Raw genomic sequence first — 22749 nt, forward strand, 5'->3', positions numbered from 1 at the left:
ACTATCCGTTGAGCTTTTTCCATTGCTCCAGTTCCCTGTGAAGCTCATCCCACTGCGAAACTTCAGCGTCAAGTTGTTCCTTCAGGAGGGCATACCTGTCGTAAATACCGGGGGAAGAAAGTTCTTGCTGATGGGACACCGGATCGGAAAGACAACGATCGATCTGGCTGATTTCCAGCTCAAGCTGATTGATCTTTTCTTCCGTCAGGTGGATCCGGCTGGTCAGCCGGCGTTCCTCCCTGCTGGATTTTTTCTTTTGCTCGTATTTCAGCTTTTGATCAGAGGCCGCCTTCGAAGTGCGTTCACTCGATTCAGAAGATGCGATCTCAAGCTCCTTCAGGGATGACATCCTGCGATTTGCCAGGTAATCATAGATATCACCCGTGTATTGACGGATCCCCTTGTTGCTGAACTCAAACACCATGTTGGTCAATCCCTGAAGGAAATCCCTGTCGTGCGATACAATGATGAGTGTTCCGTCAAAGTGGATCAGTGCATTTTTGAGTATATCCTTCGAGTACATATCCAGGTGGTTGGAAGGCTCATCCAGAACGAGTACATTGACAGGCCTGAGGATCAAAGAGGCAATGGCAAGGCGGGATTTCTCACCGCCCGACAAAACTTTCACCTTTTTATAGATAGCGTCGCCGCTGAACAGGAAACTGCCCAGGATCCCCCGTATCTTTGGCCGTATCTCCCCCACGGCAACATCATCAATGGTCTGGAACACCGTTTTTTCAGGATCCAGCAACTCAGACTGGTTCTGGGCGAAATAACCGATGCTGACCCGGTGCCCGAAAGTTACAGTCCCCTCGTAGTCAAGCTCACCGACGATGATCCTGGAGAGCGTCGTCTTACCTTCGCCATTGCGGCCGACGAAGGCAATGGCGTCATTGCGCGTCACGGCAAAGTTCAGGTCACGCAACACCTCAAGATCTCCAAAATGCTTGGACAGGTTTTTTGCTTCAAAGACCACCTTCCCGGATCTTGGTGCCGGAGGGAAGGAAAAATGGATGGCGGATTGGTCGATCTCCTCCACTTCAATTCTTTCCATCTTTTCCATCATCTTGATCCGCGACTGCACCTGGCGCGATTTGGTATTCTTATACCGGAACCGTTCAATGAACCGCTCAATCTGAGCGATCTGCCGTTGCTGGTTGGTATAGGTCTCCATCTGGCGTTCCCTGAGCTGTTCGCGCATCACGACAAAATCCGAATATCCTGCATTGAAATCGATGATCTTTCCCATCGAGATCTCGATGGTCCTGGAGGTTACATTGTCGAGCAAGGCACGGTCGTGGGAAACAAGGATGACCGCTCCCGGGTAGGAAGTTAAAAATCCCTCCAGCCATTGAATGGATTCGATGTCGAGGTGGTTCGTCGGCTCATCCAGTAAGATCAGGTCAGGCCGCGAAAGAAGGATCTTGGCCAGTTCAACGCGCATTTGCCACCCGCCGCTGAGTTCGGACAATGGTCTGTCAAAATCCCGCGCCTTGAATCCCAGGCCTAAGAGAACTTTTTCCGTTTTGGCCTCCATCAGAAATCCACCGATCACCTGAAATCGTTCCTTTGCCTTATTTAATTTTTCAATAAGCTGATCATAGGTACCTGATTGGAATTCGGTCATCCGGCTGATGGCCACACTCGTTGTTTCGATGCTTTCCTTCAGCTGGATGGCCTCTTCAAAGGCCGTCATGGCTTCCTTAATTACCGTGGTATTTCGAAAGGTCTTTATCTCCTGGGGAAGGTACCCCACTTTCTTTCCCGAAGGAATGATTACCTGCCCGGATTCTGGCTCAAATTCTCCATGGATGATCCTCAGCAGGGTCGTTTTTCCGGTGCCGTTTTTCCCGACCAATCCGATGCGGTCTCTGGGATTGACCAGGAACGAAACGTCATCCAGCAGATAATTCCCGGCAAAATGGACGGTGATATTGTTGACCGAATACATGGTTACAAAGATAGTGAGGGGGCGCCAACAGGTGCCTCCTCACCAAAAAAAAAGAGGCCCCGGTGGAGCCTCTTTTTTTGCATTCAGTGTTACGATTACCGTGTAATCACCACTGATTTGGTAACCTTATCGCCGTTGGCCCTGGTGAATTCCACCATATAGGTTCCAGTGGCGTAGGAAGTAGTGTTCAGCTGGATCAGCTTGGAATCGACCACATTGATGGCATCCATCACCTGACCGATATAATTTACGATCCTGATTTCCGTCACATCATTGGTGACCGTCAGGTTCACATAATTACTGGCCGGGTTCGGATAGACCTGGATCATACCATCGGAGATCGGATCATCCATTCCGACGATAATGGTCATCGAGATCGGGATCGCTTCACTGGAGCAACCCAGTTCTTCAGTAATGTTGATCGATGCATTCAGTACGTCACCTGGTTCAAAGAGTCCTTCCGGAGCAATGAAGACAGGTACTTCGACGAACTGACCCGGTCCGAGTGTACCGGAATTGACACCCAGTTCAACCCAGGTAACGTCAGGATCAATGGCACCAATCCATTTGAGGACACCATTTCCATCGTTGGTGATGGTGATGTACTCGGTGGTCACGCCATACGGTGCAAGATCAACAACGATCTGACCCGGATCCACCACAAGGATGGGCTGGTTCAGTGCGAAGTTCTTCAGCAGATCTCCGGTGATTGCCAGGTTATAGACAACGATCGGATTGAAGCATTCGGCACTGCAGACAACATCGTAGGTACCGGGTTCAACGTCGACGAAGTATTCACCGGTAGCACTGGTATAGGCCGGGTCGTAACCTTCCACGGAAACCGTAGCACCTTCGATCGGTGCACCACCAGCCAATTCAGTGACAGTGCCATACAGCGTATAAGTAACGGATTCGTACACCTTGATGTTATCCACATACCACCAGTTGAAGTCGTAGCTGTCAGCACCATGGCCTACGAACCGCACCTTTGTCAGCTGACCAAGCGCCTCATCGGTGATGTCATACTTAAAGGTCGTCCATGCGATATCTTCTGCATCATCAAACTCGGCAACTTCAATCCAGTTGGTGCCGTTCCAAACTTCGACCTTCAGGAAGTTATTCGCAAGATAGCTGTAACCACTCAGGAAGAGGTCGAACTTCAGGGAGACGTTATTTAGGGCGGTTGTAGCGTCGATCCGCGGGCTTACCAGTGCCATGGAGTAATTTTCCACAGCCGGATACCACTGGAACGCAGCTGTTGGCGCCGGATTACCGTCGGCATCATTCATGATCCAGTTGGGGCTTGGGGTAGGATCAAATGTCCATCCCTGAGCATCGAAGGATGCTGCATCCCATGGTTCAAAGAACGGAAGGACAGCAACGGTCACATCGAACAGTCCAAAATCAAGGACCGTGATCTCCTGATGCTTGATCACCACACCAGGAATGGTCTTGGTGTTGAAACCCTGTGCAATGCAGGTCACATCGTATGTGCCGGCCGGTGCGTTGGCCATGTTGTATTTGCCATCGTATCCTGTCTGGGCAGTGTATCCACCCGGCAGGGAAATGGTAGCACCAACGACCGGTGCGCCGCTCTGGGCATTGAATACATAACCCTTGAGTGTACCACGGCCGGTTACGGTCGCGGAAGCGGGACCTTCAGCCCAGGATTCACCTTCGGTGTAAACGGCAGACACATAGTATTCATAGTTACCAGGATATAGTCCGGCATCCGTATAAGAGGTATCCGGGGTGGGGATATAGGCAACATTATTGCCATTTCTCCACAGGTTGTAACCCATCAAGCCTCTGGTATCCTCATTCGGAGCGTAGGCTGGATTGTCAGCCTTTGCGACTCCAAGGGTGGTATTGCCCGGGCTCTTCACTTCTTCCCTCGCTATCGGGATAACAGGAGCATAATTGGCAGCCTCGGTGGCAACATAGGCTTCAACATTGAAATCGCCTTCGATGCCGAAATCTGAAAGCAAATTGTACCAGGCTCCTTCGTAGAAGATCTTATTACCCTTACCGTCGTAGTTGGTAACTGCATCCATACCCATCGGGTAACCATCCGCGACCTGAACAATCTCCACACCGAACCAGAGTTCCTGCGTGGCGTCGATCAGATAAGGATCATCCAGCGTAATCGTATTCCAATCGTTGATGATGGGACTGGGTGCATCCTGGCTGGCTACTTCCAGTGCAGCATTTTCGCCAACCCAAGCCTTTACGGAATAGGTGGCTATGGTCGTAGCTTCAGCTGCGACAAACCTGATCTTGGTAAGATACATTCCGTCGTAGGGCAGAAGGTCGGTGACCGGGAATCTTGCTGCAGCAAACCATGATGTAGGTTCTGTGATTCCGGTCAGGCCTAATCTGCTGTCATATACGCCATCGTCCCATGCGATCCATTCACCGGTAGGTGCACCCGGAGGACTCCAGGTCAGCAGCACATCGTCGTTTTCCAGCAGGAACGCCTGCAGATCAACAGGAGGCTGCAGATCACCACCGACATTGGCGATGAACGGAGGATCGAACGGACAGCTCTGACCGAAGTCGTAAGCAGCCGTAACGTTGTATTCAAACAAACCACCCGGTGAGCAGTGATCAATGTATACGGTTGATGCAACAGGTATCGGTGTCAGTTTTACATTATCCTTCCATACATTGAATCCCTTAAGGATAAAGTCGCCGCCTCTGCTGTTGGTCACTTCAATCTGGCCATCGCCCAGGGTGATATCGCCGACTGGCGGTGTCACTCCCGAGGGTTTCAGGCTGGTGACGGCAGACGGATCGATCGCATTGTTAGTACGCTGAACGGTGACCGGTTCGAGAACCTGCCCGCCAATGCTGATACCATACACCGTAGCACGGATCATGAGATGATCATAGGAGACCTCTTCAACCCAGGCACCGCCCCCTTGACGTTCGTATGATCTGCCCTGTCCGGCTGATGTTTCGTCAATGGCAGTCGGTGGACAGTTCGGATTGACTCCCAGCTGCCAGTGTGACAGATAGAAATCACCGTCGTTGATGGTAATTCCCAGGCTGGAGATATCAAAGACAACCCACTGATAGTTCTCAGGAGTCACATCCATCTGACCCAGTTCCGTGCCCGGGAATCCATTGGGACCGTCATCGTCATAGACAACGATTCTGAATGGGTTCAGGATATCTCCTGCCGGCCAGGTACCGTCCCAAATATGCATATGGAACTTCAGAATGTCGCACGGATAGCCCTTGGGGGTAAACCGTACGGCAAATTCGCTGCCCGGATCGTACCATTGGACTGCATTTTCGGGAACACCGTCGTCATATTTGATCAGGTATTCAACGGGGACAATGCCAGCCGGAAGTTCCCAATTCAGTATGACGTTCATTCCATTGACCGCACCGGTGAAATTCAACGGCGGGGCAAAGAAGTCGCAGGTATAGTAGGTGAAGGGCACTTCAAGAATGATGGATTCACCGCCGCTATAAACGGCCTGAACACCGGCAACATAGAATTGTCCGAGGACCAGGTCGGTATAGGTATAGGTCAGCTCCTGTGTGAAGGCCAGCTGGATCCCATTCAGGTATACATTGTATCCTTCAAGGGCTCTGGCAGTGCTCGGGGCACGTCCATCAGGCATGACACCAACGGAAATCTTGATTTCGTCCAAACTGATACCCATACCGGATGATTGCGGAGAATCACCTGCAAATCCAATCTGGTAGGTACCGGTTGGCATCGGCAGGTTGATCTCTTCGTGACGCCAGTTGGGAATATCTTCAAAATATCCTGTCAGGGTCTTCCACAATGCATTTGGTGCTGTCTTATAGTAAATCTTCAATTCATCCTGACCTGCACCAACTGGTTGGGCATGCCAGAAGCTCAGTTTGGGTACCATCGCATTGGCCAGATTGATCGGAGGAGTGATCAGACGCGTGATGGCCGTACTTCCAACAAAGTAGGCATTGTACTGACCTTCGTGGGCAATCTCGGGTACGCCCTGTGCACCACCGGTCCTGACCGTCCATGGGGTTTGGGTATCACTGAGGTACTCCTGGGTCCATCCTGAAGGAATGACACCACCTTCGAATCCTTCTTCAAAAGCGGTCTGATATTCCAGTACCGGAGGACACCATGTAGCAACACCTGTCATATTGTCGACAAAGAAGCATGCCGGTGGCAGGAATATTTCCACCAGCTGGATATTCAGCGTAATGTCGGCGTAGATGGCAAGTCCGGATAATGCATAGGGATTGTAATAATCCTTGGTGATATCCAGTTTGTAGATACCATCCCACACCACTTTGTTGAAGAATACCACGCCATTTTCCGGAACAACAGCAGTGTAAACGTAACTGGGGTTGCCATCTTCCCTTGCAAGGTTAACGATGGCACCGGTAGCCGGTGAGCCATCGTTTGTACGGACATTGATCGTCACGGAATGTTCGAAGCCATTGGGTACAAGGTTCGAGAGTGACGGCTCGGATACATTATAGGTATAGTTTGCAGTCACTGCATATCTGTACCATCCCTTTGCATAGGTCGTCCAGTCGGTATCCAGGTAGCTGGTTTCGGTTACTTCGGCTTTTTCAACCCAGGCGGCAGGATTCGTTTCGTCGCCTTGTTCAACCAGGTAAACCGTATAACTTTCAATGTTCCTGGAAACTTCATTTTCCTTGACCGGTTTGAAGCTACCGTCGCCCACCGTATAGGTTCCACTGACATGTTTCGGTGTGTTCATGGTCAGGGCATTGTCGCCCAGTGATTCAATGTTCACCGTACGGGTATTTTCAGTATAACCGAGGATGCTCATGCCTTTTTCTTCATCGTATACGAAAGCACGCATCATGAAGTCGGCCAGTTCGGAGACCATCCAGGGTCCATTCACTGAAGCATCGCGCGAGTAGCTTCTGTAAACCATGGCGTCTTCATCTATGGCGATGGGTACGCAGTTCGGGTAGTCGCCGATCTGAACCATGGCAACATAGAAATCGCCGCTGGCAAGGGTAAGTTCCTGATCTGTAAAGTTCACATCCACCCATCCATAGGCAAACGGCTCGACCATGGTACGGCCCAGTTCTGATCCGGGCATCCCGTCAGGACCATTATCGGCATAAACGATGACTTCAAAAGGCTGCAGATTGGCACCTGCCGGCCACGAACCATCAAAGATGTTGATCTGGACACCGTAGATCTCAGCCGGATAGGCCATTGGTGTAAAACGCAGTGCGTGCATGCTTCCGCCCTTTTGCCAGGCAGTGACATTATCGGCTTCGTTATCATCATAGAAAATCGTGTAGAAATCGCTGTACTCATACCAGTCGACCAGCACTTCGGTGTGGGCTGCGTTACGCGTTGCCGTTACACCGATCACCGGATACGGGAATTCATACAGTTCAAAGTTCACTTCAAGATTCTGTTCATCAGCAAGGACAACACCTTCAAGAACCTGGGTCTCAAAACCGTCAGCTTCCACGGTCATGGTGTACGTATCTTCCGTGACACCTTCCAGGATATAGGAACCGTTGTTCCCGGTATATCCCATAAAGGAACCCCACGAGCCGGTGGCGGTAACCAGTGCTCCTTCGATTGGCAAGAACTGGCTGCCGTACTTGGAAACCGTACCGTAGATCGTGCCTTCACCATTGATGTAGACCGTTGTCGGGCCTTCCTTCCCAGATTCACCGGGTGTCGGGTTGTCATAAACTGCGCTAACTTCATAGTCATAGAAGCCGGCGGCCAAACCCTGGTCGAAATACTCCTGTGAGCCACCCTGTGACGGAGCTACATTGGCTATTTGCACGCCATCCCTGAAGATGTTGAAGGAGATAAGCTCACCATATTCCGGTTCGCGGTTTTCACCGTTATTATAGTTCGCCTTACCAAGCTTTACTTCTCCGCTCAGCGCCTGACCATTCGGGGCGTTGATGGAAGCAGAAGCCGTCGGATCAATGGATTCAGTTGAAGGAGGATGGATTATGGAAGGTTCAAGTACATAATTGCCTTCCATACTTCCGAAAACCCCTGCGCGGATCAAATACAGGTCATAATCAGGAGCACCCCAGGCTTCACCAACCGCATGGTCAAGACCACGGCCAGTACCTGCTGAACTGGAGCTGATCCCTGTCGGAGCACAGTTTGGATACACACCCAGCTGCCAGTGTGCCAGATAGAAATCACCCGATGAGATCACAATGTTCAGGTCAGAAAGATCAAAGGTCACCCAGTACGCAGTTGTTGGTGTGACATCTTTCTGTCCCAGCAGTGTTCCGGGATATCCGCCCGAACCATCGGCTGCGTAAATCCTGATTCTGAAGGGTACATAAATGTTACCTGCCGGCCAAGTGCCATCCCAGATATACATCTGGAATGATTGCAGCGTGCAGGGCCAAGCCAGCGGCGTGAAGCGGACGGCTGTCTCTCCACCCGGATCGTACCAGGCCATGGCATTGTCAGCATTGCCGTTGTCATAAATGATCCAGTACGCATCACCCTGTCCGGATGGTAAATCCCAGGTCAGGTGAGCTGTATGACCAACGTCTTCTCCCTGGAGGTTGGATGGAGGAGGCAGGTAGGCGGAAGTCCAGGTGTAGTTGATCCTGGGTGAATGGCCGCTGGCATAATAGCAGCTGACACCGCTCACATAGGTCTGGCCCCAGTAAATGGTATTGGGGTCATACTGGAAGAACGTTTCAGTGGTAAACCCTGAAATAAAATCATCCAGGTACACTGTAAATCCAATGGGATTTTTCTCGCTGTAATTCCAGAGCCTCACATTATCCACTCCCCAATAGTTGATGTTGTAGCAATCGGCTCCGTAGGCCTTCAGCCTGATCTGGAAATTCTCATTGGCATAGTCCTGGACTTGCTCTGCATAGTGTGTCCAGGCAATGCTGGATGAATTGACAAAGTCGCGAATGGTGATCCATTCTGTTCCGTCAAACACTTCGATTGCCAGATGTTCCTGGTTGGTTGCTGAAAAATTGTTCAGGTAAACATCAAATTCCAGGGTCAGCTGAAAAGTAAAGAATTTGCAATCATACACCTGGCTGGTCAGTGTGTGCGTGTAATTTGTCACGGAAGGTGACCAATTGAAATATGCGCAGGGTGCAGGGTTACCAAGACTTGTATAATACGCCCAGTTGGAACTGGTCGGATTTTCCGTCCACTCATCATATTGTGCCTGGCTCTGGAAAGGATAGAAGCACACTTCCGTCATTCCGCCCGGTTTTTCCCACGTTGCCAGCAAGGTCAGCGGATCCACATACAGATTCTTTGGCGGGTCGGTAATTTCCTGAAGTTCGACATCCCAGGTCACATTTCCGCTCAGGACATAGTCATTGAGTATGTAGGGGTCGTATCCTGCCATTAAGATCGTCAGGTCATAGGTTCCGTTCCAGGCGCCCTTGAATTCCACCACACCGGTAGGGCCGGCAACGGCGCTGTAGCTGTGTTCCGGAAGACCATCCTGGTTGATGAACGTAACATAAGCACCTTCGGGGCTCTGGTTTGACGAGAGGGTGATATTGATGGTAACATCGGATGTCCAGTTTTTCCCCAGAAGGTTGGAGATGGCTGCAGGGGAGTCACCGGCATCATAAACGGCCACCACTGCCCAGCGGTAACCACCGTCGGGAATGGAGATCCAGGAGTTATCATAATAGACCGTATTGGTTACGTAACCTGCCAGAAGCGTCCAGTTGCCCGGATTGGTTTCATCACCTTCCTGCATGCGGTAAACCTTATAATGCGACAGTGCCCTGGGGGCATCGCCGCCATCCACCGGACTGTAAAGTCCTTCACCTTCATAACCCATTTTCATTTTGGGATCTGAAAGGCTCATGTAGGTATCTCTGGGAGGTCTGGTACCCTGATGGATCACGGATTTATCTGCGCGGTTGGCTCCTGCTCCGCCCGGACTTGAAACGACCGCACGGATCATGAAATCGTTGAACGCAGATTCGTACCACGGGCCGGTTCCGAATTTCTGATAGCTGCGGAACACCGGACTGGTTTCATCAATGGCGATGGGAGCACAGTCGGGGTATGAACCACCCTGTTCCATGGCAACGTAGAAATTGCCACTGGTGATGACCACCGGTCTGTCGCTGATATCCCAGAGGACCCAGCCGGTTTCTTCCGGTGTCACATCCACTTCGGCAAGTTTTGTTCCCGGCATGCCATCGGCGCCGTCATCATCAAAAATGGCGATGGTGAATTCCTGAAAGATGTCACCACCTGTCGGATAGGTACCGTCGCCGATATTGACCGAACCGTAGTGAATGGTGCAGGGGTATCCGTCCGGCGTGAACTTCAGGGCATTGTAGTTGCCCGGGGTTTGCCAGGCGATCATGTTCTCAAAATTACCGTCATCATAGATGATTTCGTAAAATCCTTCGGGTATGCTCCAGGTGACTTTCACCACATTGGCATCGGCCTGGACGATCTGGGCGAGGACGCCACTGACCGGGACCTTTGCCTCACTCAGTTCAAGATCGGCATCAACGGTTCCTTCAGGAGGAATGATCACCTCAACCGAAGCAACGTCATACCCTGCCTTGTTGGCTTCAACGGTGGTATAGTTGCCCATCGTTCCTATGGTCATTGAATAGTTACCTGCGCCATCGGTGAATGCAAAGACTTCACCAAAAACGCTGTAGGCCCTCATCAGTGCCCCGGATACGGGCAGGTCGGACGCCGCATCGGTCACCGTACCCGTAACGGTTCCTTCCGTTGGCGGGAGGAAAAATACCCTTAACCGGGGAACGATGTTCGTATAAGTTCCGGTTGGGAATGGTGGCGGTACGGGAGAGTCAAAATACCTGTACACCGATTGATTGGTCGCACCGGTATAACGCTCCCAGTAAACATAGCGGTTTCCGCTGTATGCACCGTCCATATTTCGCCAGGCGATGGCCAGATTCCCCTGCCCGGAGTAAAGGAAGGGGGCAGTGAGTGTAAATTCATTGACCCCGACAAACGGTAGGTAATCTCCCGCCCAGACCAATGTCCATCCATCGGCGATCATGCCTGCGTCATTGTCAGGGAACGTGTTGGTGGTCCAGGCACCTTCGCTGATCTCCTTCATCCAGCATGTCAGATTCAGAATGGGATTGGAACCACCATACTGTGTGGTGCCGAAATACCCTACCTTGGTAATGAGTTTGGGCATGTTATCGCCGAAATCTGTGGCTTTATAAATGCACTTGGAAAAACCATAGTTATAATAACCATAGAACGGCATATAGGACACTGTTCCTGAGTAGGTCCCAACGTCAATTACCATCTGGGCACCAATCTGAAATCCGAAAAACAATGAAAACATCGTTATCATTGTTAATCTTGCAAAAAGAGTAACCTTTTTCATACGTATTAAATTTTAAGTTAATAAGACATTTTGCTGCAAATATATAATAAATAAAATTAATTCAAAAATAAATCATTTTTTTTGTCTGGTTCATAAACGAACTCATCCTCAGCAATATCAAAGCTTTTGGATTTCCCGAAAAATGCCCGCCTAAGTAATGACTGAATATTTTATGGTCTTCTCTATTTTAAGTCAGAGTAAAAGTACTACATTATTATTAATTAACTTCCATGAATGCCAGGGAAATTTATTAAAAAATCATGCAACATTAAAACAAAACAAAATTATAAGCAAGTATTTCGGTCAAATGTTGTGTAAAATTAATGAAGATTTTATGAAATACAATTTAAATGACAAAAATTAACAATTTTTTACCAGGAGGCGGGGCTCCATCATTTCCCTGATGGCATACGGAACTCCCTCCCTGCCCAGACCCGAATCCTTTATGCCTCCGTAGGGCATATGATCAACGCGGAACGTAGGTACGTCGTTGATGATCACCCCGCCTGTTTCCAGTTCCAGGAAGGCCCGGTTCATCTCATCAATGTTGTTGGTAAATACCCCTGCCTGAAGGCCGAAGCGGCTCTGGTTCACCCTTGTGATGGCCTCCTCAAAGGTGGCATAGGATTCCAGGGTGACCACCGGACCGAAGATCTCCCTGGCGCATACGTTCATTTCGGGCCCGGTATTCGTTAAAACGGTCGGCTCAACGAAAGCACCCTGCCTTTTGCCTCCTGCAAGGATGCTGGCCCCGGCCGAAACCGCTTCGGCGATCCATTCTTCCACGCGGCTGGCATTCGCTTCATCGATCATCACCGATATATCCGTCTTCTTATCCATCGGGTCACCGCTCCGGAGTGCTTTTACCGCGTCGATGAACAGGCGTGTAAAATAGTCGAAAACACTCTGTTCCACATAGATGCGCTGGGCGTGAATGCATACCTGGCCTGAATAGGAGAAGGCGCCGGTAACGCATTTCAACACGGCGTCTTCGATCCGGCCACTTTTTGTCACGATGACACCTGCATTCCCCCCCAGTTCCAGCACGACTTTTTTCTTTCCGGCCTGCTGTTTCATCGCCCATCCCACATCAGGGGACCCCGTAAACGACAACAACCGGATACGCGGGTCGGTGACCAGCAAATTACCGGTTTCCCGTGTCATCGGGAGGATGGAGACCGATCCCCTGATCAGGCTTGTGTTTTCGAAGATCCTTGCCAGTTCCAGCGTTGAAAGTGGCGTTGACGACGAAGGTTTGAGTATGATCGGGCATCCGGCGGCCAGTGCAGGGGCGATCTTATGCACGGCCAGGTTCAGCGGGAAGTTGAACGGTGAGATTCCGGCCACGAGTCCTACCGGGAAGTACCTGACCAGACCCTCTTTATGATCGCCTGCCGGTGTCCAGTCGATGCTGATGTATTCTCCCGGGAGCCGGAGCGACTCCTCCGCGGCGACGCGGAAGGTCTGCACTGACCGATCGATCTCAGCCGCGGCATATTTCCAGGGTTTGCCGGATTCCTTCACCAGCAACTGGGTAAACCACTGTTTTCTGACCGTGATCTCGTCAGCTATTTGGAACAGGAGATCGTGCCGCGCGTGGCCGGGCAGGTCACGGAGTTGTTTTTGGACGGCCAGGGCCTTCTGAATGGCGGTTTCCAGCAGGACCGGGTCGGCCAGGTAGGTCTGCGCGATGAGTTCCTTGTCATAAGGATTCCGAACATCCAGGGTTACGGCAGATTTCCGGAATTCCCCTGCCAGGTAAAGCGGATATATGTCCATGGGATTGGTTTTTGTAAAATTAGGAAGAATGAAGAATGAAGGATGAAAGATTTTTAATTTTTTTAATGATCCAATATTCATACATTATTAATATGAGGTCATCCTTTGAGCTGCAAGCTGCAAGGGTGAGAGGTTGGGGTTCCTGCTTTCGCAGGAATGACGTTCCCTGCTTTCGCAGGAATGACATTCCCTGCTTTCGCGGGGATGAGGTTCCTGCTTTCGCAGGAATGACATTCCCTGCTTGTGCAGGGATGACGCTTATCGCGGGGGAAAAGGTGAGGTTCCTGCTTTCGCAGGAATGACGTTCCCCGCTTTCGCGGGGATTAGATCCCTGCTTGCGCAGGGATGACGCTTATCGCGGGGGAAGAGGTGAGGTTCCTGCTTTCGCAGGAATGACGTTCCCCGCTTTCGCGGGGATAAAATCCCTGCTTGCGCAGGGATGACGTTTATCGCGGGGAAAGATAAGTTGAGGTTCCTGCTTTCGCAGGAATGAAGTCCCCGCTTTCGCGGGGACCTCCCTCATTTTACGCACAGACGTCATCCCCGCGAAAGCGGGGATCTCCCCCATTACTATGCAGAAAAAATAATATCACCCTCCGGAGTTGTAATTTCGATTTTTTTACTAATTTTGCTGCTCCATTTTTTTAAGGTAGTTTTAATTGACTGACAGATGTATGCAATCGTCGATATAGCAGGACAACAATTCAAAGTGCAACAGGGCCAGGAAGTATTCGTTCACCGCCTGGATGGCGAAGAAGGTTCTCCGGTCCGGTTTGAGGAGGTCTTATTGGTCGATTCCGATGGCCAGATCCGCGTCGGAAAACCAGTGGTGGAAGGAGCGGTCGTTTCGGCGAAGATACTTTCCCACCTTAAAGGTGATAAAGTATTGGTCTTCAAAAAGAAGAAAAGAAAGGGCTACCAGAAACTGAATGGCCACCGCGACTACCTTACCCGCATCCTGATTGAAGAGATCTCTTTGACAGAAAAGAGAACGGAGAAAGCGGAAAAGAAAAAAGAAGAAAAGGAACCCGCTGTGGAACAACCTGCCTCTGTAGCGGAAATCATTGCTGAAAGCAGCCCTGTGATCCAGGCTGTAACGGATGAGGTGGCACCGGAAGAGACTAAAGTGAAGAAGCCGCGAAAAAAAGCAGTGAAAAAAGCAGAAGATGAAGATGAGGGTGCGGTGGAAGAGCAGTAGACGGTAACCATTTATCAATCAGCAGTATATAAACTTGCAGCTTGAAGCTTGTAACTTGCAACTTGTAGCTTCTAACAAACAGAATCATCGGCAAAAACATTGAACAATGGCGCATAAAAAAGGAGCGGGTAGTTCACACAACGGTCGTGAATCCCAAAGCAAACGATTGGGTGTCAAAGTGTATGGCGGACAGTTTGCCCGTGCCGGAAACATTATCGTCAGGCAGAGAGGCACAAAACACAATCCCGGACTGAATGTCGACATCGGTAAAGACCACACGCTGTTTGCCCTTGTTGACGGAACCGTTGAATTCCGTAAAAGAAAAGACAACAGATCGTACGTTTCCGTGGTTCCTTCTGAAAAGCCCCAGGAATAAAAACGATCGTTACATTATTAATATGAATGGAAAATCTCCTGGTTGATCATCAGGAGATTTTTTTCTGGTTATTATGTTAGAATTAAGCTACATCCGGGAGCACAGGGAAGACGTCATCCAGCGCCTCGGGATCAAGAATTTCAAAGGGATCCATCTTGTGGGCGAGATCCTGCAGGCAGATTCCGACCGGCGAAAGATCCAGAAAAACCTGGACGACATCCTTGCCCTGTCGAACCAGGCTGCCCGCGAAATCGGCATCCTCTATAAGAGCGGCCGGGTGGAGGAAGCCAGTGAAATCAAAGAAAAAACTGCCGAATGGAAGGCGCAGTCGAAAGAACTTGCCGACCGGCTGGCCGGGTCCGAAACACAGCTGAACAATCTGCTGGTGCAATTGCCCAATATGCCTCATCCTTCGGTACCAAGAGGCTTTTCAGCTGAGCAGAATGAAAACGTTTACCAGGAAGGGGATCTGCCCGACCTGGGTCCTGAGGCAATGCCTCACTGGGACCTGATCAAAAAATACGATATCATTGACTTTGAGCTGGGGAATAAGGTTACCGGTGCCGGTTTCCCCTTCTACAAAGGGAAAGGCGCGAAGTTGGAGCGGGCGCTGATCGCATTCTTCCTGGATGCTGCGGTCAGTGCGGGTTACCTTGAAGTTCAGCCGCCCCTGCTGGTCAATGCGGATTCAGGTTATGGCACCGGCCAGCTGCCCGATAAAGATGGCCAGATGTACGTGGTCACGGAGGAAAATTTTTACCTGATTCCCACGGCCGAGGTCCCCATCACCAATATCTACCGCGGCGTGATCCTTCCGGGGGAAAATCTGCCCGTTAAAAATGTGGCGTATTCGAGCTGTTTCCGCCGCGAGGCGGGTTCCTGGGGAAAAGATGTCCGGGGGTTGAACCGTCTGCATCAGTTCGACAAGGTCGAGGTCGTGCAGATCGTGCATCCTGACAAATCCTATGAAGCACTTGAGGAAATGCGGACCCACGTCGCTGGTCTCCTGCACGCGCTGCAGCTGCCTTTCCGTATCATGAAACTCTGCGGGGGAGACCTGAGCTTTACCAGTGCCCTGACGTATGATTTTGAGGTTTATTCCGCTGCGCAGGAAAAATGGCTGGAGGTAAGCTCCGTTTCCAACTTTGAATCCTTCCAGTCGAACCGGATGAAATGCCGCTTCAGGGACCAGGAAGGGAAAACACGCCTGGCCCATACACTAAACGGCAGTGCCCTGGCGTTACCCAGGGTGGTGGCTGCATTGCTCGAAAATAACCAGGGCCCTGAGGGAATTGCGATTCCCGATGTATTGAGGACGTATACGGGGTTTGGGATGATATGAGAGGAGAGATGAGAGAGGAGAGAGGAGAGAGGAGAGAGGAGAAAGGAGTGAGGAGAAAGGAGTGAGGAGAAATACATATAATTAAATTTAATGCAGAGGGAAATTTTTAGGATCTCAGGGATTTTTATAATGGGGATGCTGTTTTCGGCGATCATGGTTTTTGCGCAGCAGCCTGACACCAACCGGATCATCAGCAAAAAACCTCCCACGGTCCGCACGGGCAAGGCCAGCAATGAAAGCCAGCTGGCAGCCGAGTACTATTCCCAGCAGCAATACGACAAAGCCGTTGTCCTTTATGAAAAACTCTTCAATGAAAATCCAACCTTTGTCAACTACAGCTATTATTTTTATAGTCTCATTCAGCTGGGAAGGTACGACGAAGCCATAAAGCTGGTGAAAAAACAGATCCGGGCAAACCCTGAAAAGTTGCGCTACCTGGTTGACCTTGGCTACATCTACCAGATGTCGGACGAACCCTCCAGGGCTCAGAAAGAATACGATGAAGCCCTGTCGAAACTGCCTGCCAACCGCAATGCGATCGTTGAACTGGCCGGGTCGTTTCAGTCACGCCGTGAAACTGACTACGCCATCCGAACCTATCAGAGGGGCAGGGAATTGTTGGGTTATACCGAATCTTTTCACCTGGAGATGGGCCAGATCTATGAAATGGAAGGCAAATATGAAAAAATGTTCGATGAGTACCTCAATCTGCTCGAAGCAGATCCTTCCAAGATCAACACCGTACAGAACCGCATACAGAATAACCTGGCAGCCGATCCTGACGGTACCAAGGGCGACCAGTTCAGGATGACCCTTCTTAAAAGGATCCAGGAATTCCCCGATAAGATCCTCTATTCCGAAATGCTGATCTGGTATTCCATCCAGCAAAAGGATTTCCAGACCGCCCTCCTCCAGGCGAAGGCGCTCGACAGAAGATTCAATGAAGAGGGGGCACGTGTGTTCGAGATCGGTCAGTTATGCACGTCCAATGAAGATTATGATGCAGCCATTGATGCATACAGTTATGTTGTCAGGAAAGGCGAAACATCCTCCTTATACCTCTCCGGCCGCATTGAACTTCTGAATGCGCTGTTCTTAAAGAATACAGGCCTTTATCAACCAGATCACCAGGCTCTCCTGGACATTGACCGGCAATTCGATCAACTGCTGAATGAGCTGGGTTACAGCAGTACGACCTTGTCTTTGATGCGTAACAAGGCGCATTTGCAGGCTTTTTATCTCGACAGGCAGCAGGATGCCATTGCATTGCTGGAAACGGCCCGGCAGATCAAGACCCTTAAACCTCGGCAACGTGCCGGCATCAAAATGGAACTGGCCGATATCCTGTTGTTTTCAGGTCAGCCCTGGGAAGCTACCCTGTTATACTCTCAGGTGGAAAAAGAATTCAAACACGAACCGATCGGACACGAGGCCAAATTCCGGAATGCCAGGCTCTCCTTCTATATCGGTGAATTCCAGTGGTCAAAAGCGCAGCTCGATGTTCTGAAAGCGGCCACCTCCAAACTCATCGCCAACGATGCGATGGAACTGTCGCTCCTGATCCTCGACAACATGGATGACGACAGCACCTATACCGTGCTGGGCCAGTTTGCCAGGGCCGACTTCCTGGTTTTTCAGAACAAGAATGATCTCGCCTTGAACCTGCTCGACTCCCTGGAAAGGGCCTTTCCGGGGCATCCCATCGGGGATGAGATCCTGTACAAAAAGGCTCAGATCAAACTCATGGAAGGAAAATTCCATGAAGCTGACACGATCCTCCAGCAGCTGATCAGCCTCTATCCCTGGGACATTCTGGCTGACAATGCCCTGATGATGCGAGCCACCCTGCACGAAGAAAATTTCAACGATCCTGCTTCCGCCATGGACCTATACCAGCGTCTTATGGTGGATTACCCCGGGAGCCTGTTTGTCGTAGAAGCCCGGAAACGGTTCAGGGAGCTCAGGGGGGATGTGGTTAATTAGTTGGCAGTCGGCGGTCAGCAGCCTGTCCCGAGGAACGTAGTGACGAGGGATCAGCAGTTTGCAGTTGGCAGTTGGCGATTAACAGGCGACTACCTGCAGATGATACTTTACTATCGAAAATTGACAATTGAACATCCGGCCATATCGGTCAGACCAAAGAAACGATGGGGCCAGCATTTCCTGGCCGATGAAAACATCGCACGCAAGATCGTTGGCTGCCTGTCGGATCAAAACGACCAGGTACTGGAGGTTGGTCCGGGAAAGGGAGTCCTGACAAAATACCTGTTACCCCTGTTTCCTTCCCTGAAGGTGATCGAAATCGATCCGGAATCCGTCCGTTATTTGAGTGATTCCATTTGCGGGATCGGAGAAAGGATCATTCAGGATGATTTCCTCAAAAAAGATCTGAAAGAGATCTATGAGGGGCGGTTTGCCATCATCGGCAATTTCCCCTATAACATTTCCTCCCAGATTCTGTTCCATGTGCTGGCACACCGGGGGCAGGTGACCGAGGTCGTCGGAATGTTCCAGAAAGAGGTGGCAGAGCGGATCGTTTCATCGCCCGGCAGCAGGAAATACGGGATTTTGAGCGTGTTGGCCGGGGCCTTCTACGACATTGATTATCTGTTCACCGTAAGTGAAAAAGTCTTTTTCCCGCCGCCCAGGGTAAAATCAGCCGTGATCCGCCTGACAAGGAACCGAAGGGAACATCTGGATTGTGACGAAGAATTTTTCTTCCGGGTGGTCCGGACAGCCTTCAACCAGCGCCGAAAGACGCTCCGGAATGCATTGAAGAACCTGTCAGCGAATGCAAACCTTGCGGATCCCGTTTTTTCTTTTCGCGCAGAACAGCTCAGCATTCAGGACTTCATGCGGTTGACAGTTCTTTTGGAAAAAGACAGGTCAGAAGAATAAACACGAAGGACTCAAAGGTTTCCACGAAGTAACACAAAGGACTTTTGGCACAGACGCTGAGTATTTTATTACTTTTGCCAGCAAATTAAACCTGATGAAAAAATCCGGGTCTAAAACGTCACCTGTTCCGGATCTAAAGCCCTTGAAACCCGCAAAACCAGGGAATCTATGGGTGTATGGACTGATCGTTTTTTTCTTCGGGCTGGCGCTTTACGGGAATACGTATAAAAACAAATATTCCCTTGATGATCATCTGGTTACGTATCCGAATGAGCAGATCGCGCAGGGATTGAAAGCCATTCCCGATATCCTCACAACCCGGTATGCACAAGAAGAACAATTAAGTTACGGTTACCGTCCCCTGGTTAAAATTACCTATGCCGTTGAGTATGCCATCTGGGGATTCAAACCGGGACGTTCCCATTTTTTCAATGCACTGTTCTATGCCCTGACCGGGCTTCTCCTTTTTCATTTGCTGAAAAAGTTATTCAAAAACCACCATCCGGCATTTCCTTTCATCATCACGCTGTTGTTCCTGGCACATCCCGTTCACACGGAAGTTGTAGCCAGTTTGAAGAACAGGGATGAACTCCTGGGGTTTCTCTTCAATCTGCTGACACTGCTTATGATCCTTCGTTTTGTTGAAACCCGGAGGATCCGCTTCCTACTGCTGAGTGTACTGATGTTCATCCTTGTGTTATTATCCAAGCCTACCGCCGCGATCTTTTTCATCATCTATCCCCTGGCCCTGTATTTCTTCACGGATGTCAAAGCCAGGCCCCTCCTTTATTCCGCGCTTTCATTCCTTGGGCTGGTGATGCTGTTTCTTGTCTTCACCCGGTTCATCCTCCCCGAAAATGTCAGGCCGGTGCAGTATTACGAAAATCCGCTCTTCTTTGAAAAAAACATCTGGCTCAGGATCGGGACAGGATTTTCCATTCTGATCTTCTATCTGCGGATGCTCCTGTTTCCGCACCCCCTTCGTTTCTATTACGGATACGACATGATCCCGGTGGTCAACCTGGCTGATATCTGGGTGATCCTGAGTATCCTGATCCATCTGGGATTACTGTTCTATGCCATCTACACCTTCAGGAAAAAACATATTCTATCCTTTGCAATCCTGTATTACCTGCTCATGATGGCGATGTATTCCAATTTCATCCTGCCGTCACCCGGGATCGTTGCCGAGCGTTACCTGTACGTTTCATCCCTTGGATTCAGTATTGCATTGGCTTACCTTATTTTTAAGGCATTTCGTACGAATCCTGAACGCCTTAATCCATCCAGTGTGTCGCTGGCAGGAATCCTGGCGACCTGCCTGGTCATCCTGATCCCTTATTCTGTTCATACATTCAACAGGAATAAGGACTGGAAGAATTACCTTACGCTGTATGAAAGCGACATTCCGTATCTTGAGCGGTCCGTCAAGGCTAATATGCTGTATGCCAGTCTATTGACAAGGGAAGTCACCGAAACGATGGACATGGATCAGCAGGCGAAATGGGTCGAACTGATCAAAAGGCATTACGATCAGGCGTTGAAGATCCATCCTGACAATTTTGAGATCCTGAACAACTATGGATCCTTTTATGCTTATACGCTTGGAGAGCCCGACAGGGCACTCCCCTACCTGGTTAAGGCAACCCGGCTTCAGCCGGAGAGGCCAGAGCCGTACTTCAACCTGGGGTATACGTACAAGATGAAGGGTGACACGGTGAAGGCCATTGCCAGCCTCCGGACTGCCAGCAGGCTGGATCCGTCGAACGTGAACATCAAGTCCGAGCTGGCGAACCTCTATTTCGATGCCGATTCGCTGGTTGAAGCCATTGGACTGAATGAAGAGATCATCCAAACAAATCCCACCCTGCCCCTGCCCTATGTCAATCTGGGCAATTACCAGGCAAGCAGGGGCGATACCGTACGTGCCATTCCCTATTGGGAAAAGGCCGTTGCACTCCAGCCCGAATACAGGCTGTGCATGATGATCAGCTGGTATTATCTCCACCAGCTTGACTCTGCAAGGACGTGGCAGTATTACAATATGGCGCAGCGTGTGAAACCAAAGATGATTCGAGAGGAAGTAAAACGATAAGGCACGATGAAAGCAGGTATTTACGACAGAAGGACCGTTCCTGATCTGCTCATTTCAGTTTCACAGACTTTTCCTCATAAAGGAATAGGATTTGGACAGTCAGACGGCCACATCAAGTTCATTACGTATCAGGAGCTTTTTTTACAGGCAAAGACGCTGGCAGGCGGTTTGCAGGCCAGGGGTCTTGCTCCCGGGGACAAAGTGATCATCGTAATGACCCGGAATGAGGAAATTGTAACCGTACTCTGGGCCTGTTTTTTAAGCGGACTTATCCCCACCATTCTTCAACCCGCGTTATCCTTTACAGAGTTCAATCAACCCGCCCAAAAGATTGAGAATGTCTACCGGATACTGCAAAATCCCAAAATGATCCTATCCTCTGAATTGATCAGCAGTTTCACTTCGGATATCATTCCTTCGGAAAATATTTTTAATACAGAAGACCTTACTCATCCATACGTTGAACCTATCATTGTAACCGTTCAGGAGACGGATGTCGCCTTTATTCAATTCTCCTCAGGGAGTACAGGCGATCCTAAAGGGATCATACTCACGCACAGGAACATACTCGCCAATATTGATGCAATTTGCGTTGGATTGGATGTTTCAGACACGGATGTATTTACGAATTGGATGCCACTCTACCATGACATGGGCCTATTTGGTTATCATATGTGTCCCGTTTTTGGACAATGCAACCAATATCTCATTGAACCTGTTGATTTTGTAAAAAAACCAACCCTCTGGTTGGATGTCATGGAAAAAGTGAGAACCACCATCACCGGATGTCCAAATTTCGGACAAGCCTTGCTGTTAAGATATCTTAAAAACAGAGATACAAAAAGTTGGGATCTTTCCTCGTTGAAGGGCATTGTCAATGGAGCCGAACCCATTTCCTCCCGGATCATGAATGATTTCCTGGACACGCTATCCAAACACCAGTTGAAAAAAGAGTCGATGATGCCAGCCTATGGAATGGCTGAAGCAACACTGGCCATTACCTTTTTCGAGTTACTGGAGGTACCCGTTACCACTGCATTCAACCGGACCTTGTTACAGAAAGAAGGCAAAGCGGTCGTTGAAAAAAACAATGTCCCTGATCTGATAGAGCTTGTGAGTTTGGGAAAGCCACTCAAGGATATTGAACTCAGAATCGTCAATGCCCACGGGCACCCCCTGGAAGAGAATCTTGAAGGACACATCCAGATCAGGGGAAAATGCATCACTTCAGGCTATTTCAACAATACTGTTGAAACGCGTAATTCATTCGTTAATAACTGGTTAAAAACCGGTGATAAAGGATTTATTTTCAAGGGAAATCTTTACATCACGGGAAGAATCAAGGACATCATTTTTGTACGGGGTCAGAATCTCTACGCACACGATCTGGAGAACCTGGCAGGTAAATATGCAGAAATCAGCTATGGGAAGGTAATCATTGGCGGACTGTTCGATCCCAGAAAAGGACAGGATCAAATCATCCTGTTCCTCGTGGGTTCACCCAACCAGGCAACCTGTGATACGTTTCGCGGCTTACAAAAATTTTTCCGGGAGAAATATGGATTGACCATTTCTGTTTTTGTTCCCATACGTTCCAATCAGGTTCCCAAGACCAGCAGCGGCAAGATTCAGCGTCATAAGTTAATCACCAGTTACCAGAACGGGGAGTTTGACGCGGTGATTGCAGAAGTGGCGAAATTGATGAAAGAATAGTAAAAAAATCCTACCTTTGCATCCCTGTAAAAACTTTC

At 49.8% G+C, this 22749-nt stretch carries 9 protein-coding genes and 1 pseudogene; 7 read left to right on the forward strand and 3 right to left on the reverse strand.

What is annotated here, in order from left to right; translation table 11 throughout:
* Nucleotide 1: 1 nt before the first annotated feature.
* From PKI34_01935 to PKI34_01945, 3 genes are all read right to left on the reverse strand, one after another.
* Complete coding sequence (locus PKI34_01935; GenBank protein HNS16565.1) at nt 2-1951, reverse strand: ATP-binding cassette domain-containing protein; 1950 nt, start codon at nt 1949-1951, stop codon at nt 2-4.
* Nucleotides 1952-2046: 95 nt separating this feature from the next.
* Complete coding sequence (locus tag PKI34_01940; protein ID HNS16566.1) at nt 2047-11310, reverse strand: carboxypeptidase regulatory-like domain-containing protein; 9264 nt, start codon at nt 11308-11310, stop codon at nt 2047-2049.
* A 360-nt stretch (nt 11311-11670) separates the two neighbouring features.
* Nucleotides 11671-13089, reverse strand: a complete 1419-nt coding sequence (locus PKI34_01945) for an aldehyde dehydrogenase family protein (protein HNS16567.1) — start codon at nt 13087-13089, stop codon at nt 11671-11673.
* Nucleotides 13090-13759: 670 nt separating this feature from the next.
* Between PKI34_01945 and rplU the strand changes: the two are divergent.
* The 7 genes and pseudogenes from rplU (at nt 13760) to PKI34_01980 (ending at nt 22711) form a co-directional block, all read left to right on the forward strand.
* Nucleotides 13760-14062: pseudogene (gene rplU, locus PKI34_01950) on the forward strand (50S ribosomal protein L21).
* A gap of 331 nt (nt 14063-14393) precedes the next feature.
* Nucleotides 14394-14663, forward strand: coding sequence for a 50S ribosomal protein L27 (gene rpmA, locus PKI34_01955; protein ID HNS16568.1), 270 nt, complete (start codon nt 14394-14396; stop codon nt 14661-14663).
* A 73-nt stretch (nt 14664-14736) separates the two neighbouring features.
* Nucleotides 14737-16005 carry a serine--tRNA ligase gene (gene serS, locus PKI34_01960; GenBank protein HNS16569.1) on the forward strand — a complete coding sequence of 423 codons (1269 nt, stop codon included), beginning with the start codon at nt 14737-14739 and terminating at the stop codon, nt 16003-16005.
* A 90-nt stretch (nt 16006-16095) separates the two neighbouring features.
* Nucleotides 16096-17988 carry a tetratricopeptide repeat protein gene (locus PKI34_01965; protein ID HNS16570.1) on the forward strand — a complete coding sequence of 631 codons (1893 nt, stop codon included), beginning with the start codon at nt 16096-16098 and terminating at the stop codon, nt 17986-17988.
* Between the two features lie 120 nt (nt 17989-18108).
* Nucleotides 18109-18903, forward strand: coding sequence for a 16S rRNA (adenine(1518)-N(6)/adenine(1519)-N(6))-dimethyltransferase RsmA (gene rsmA, locus PKI34_01970; GenBank protein HNS16571.1), 795 nt, complete (start codon nt 18109-18111; stop codon nt 18901-18903).
* 94 nt (nt 18904-18997) lie between these two features.
* Entirely contained in the window at nt 18998-20998 is a 2001-nt protein-coding gene (locus PKI34_01975) for a tetratricopeptide repeat protein (GenBank protein ID HNS16572.1), read from the forward strand.
* 6 nt (nt 20999-21004) lie between these two features.
* Complete coding sequence (locus PKI34_01980) at nt 21005-22711, forward strand: AMP-binding protein (GenBank protein ID HNS16573.1); 1707 nt, start codon at nt 21005-21007, stop codon at nt 22709-22711.
* Nucleotides 22712-22749: the final 38 nt, after the last annotated feature.

The organism is Bacteroidales bacterium (genome assembly GCA_035342335.1).
Taxonomy (GTDB): Bacteria; Bacteroidota; Bacteroidia; order Bacteroidales; family JAGONC01; genus JAGONC01.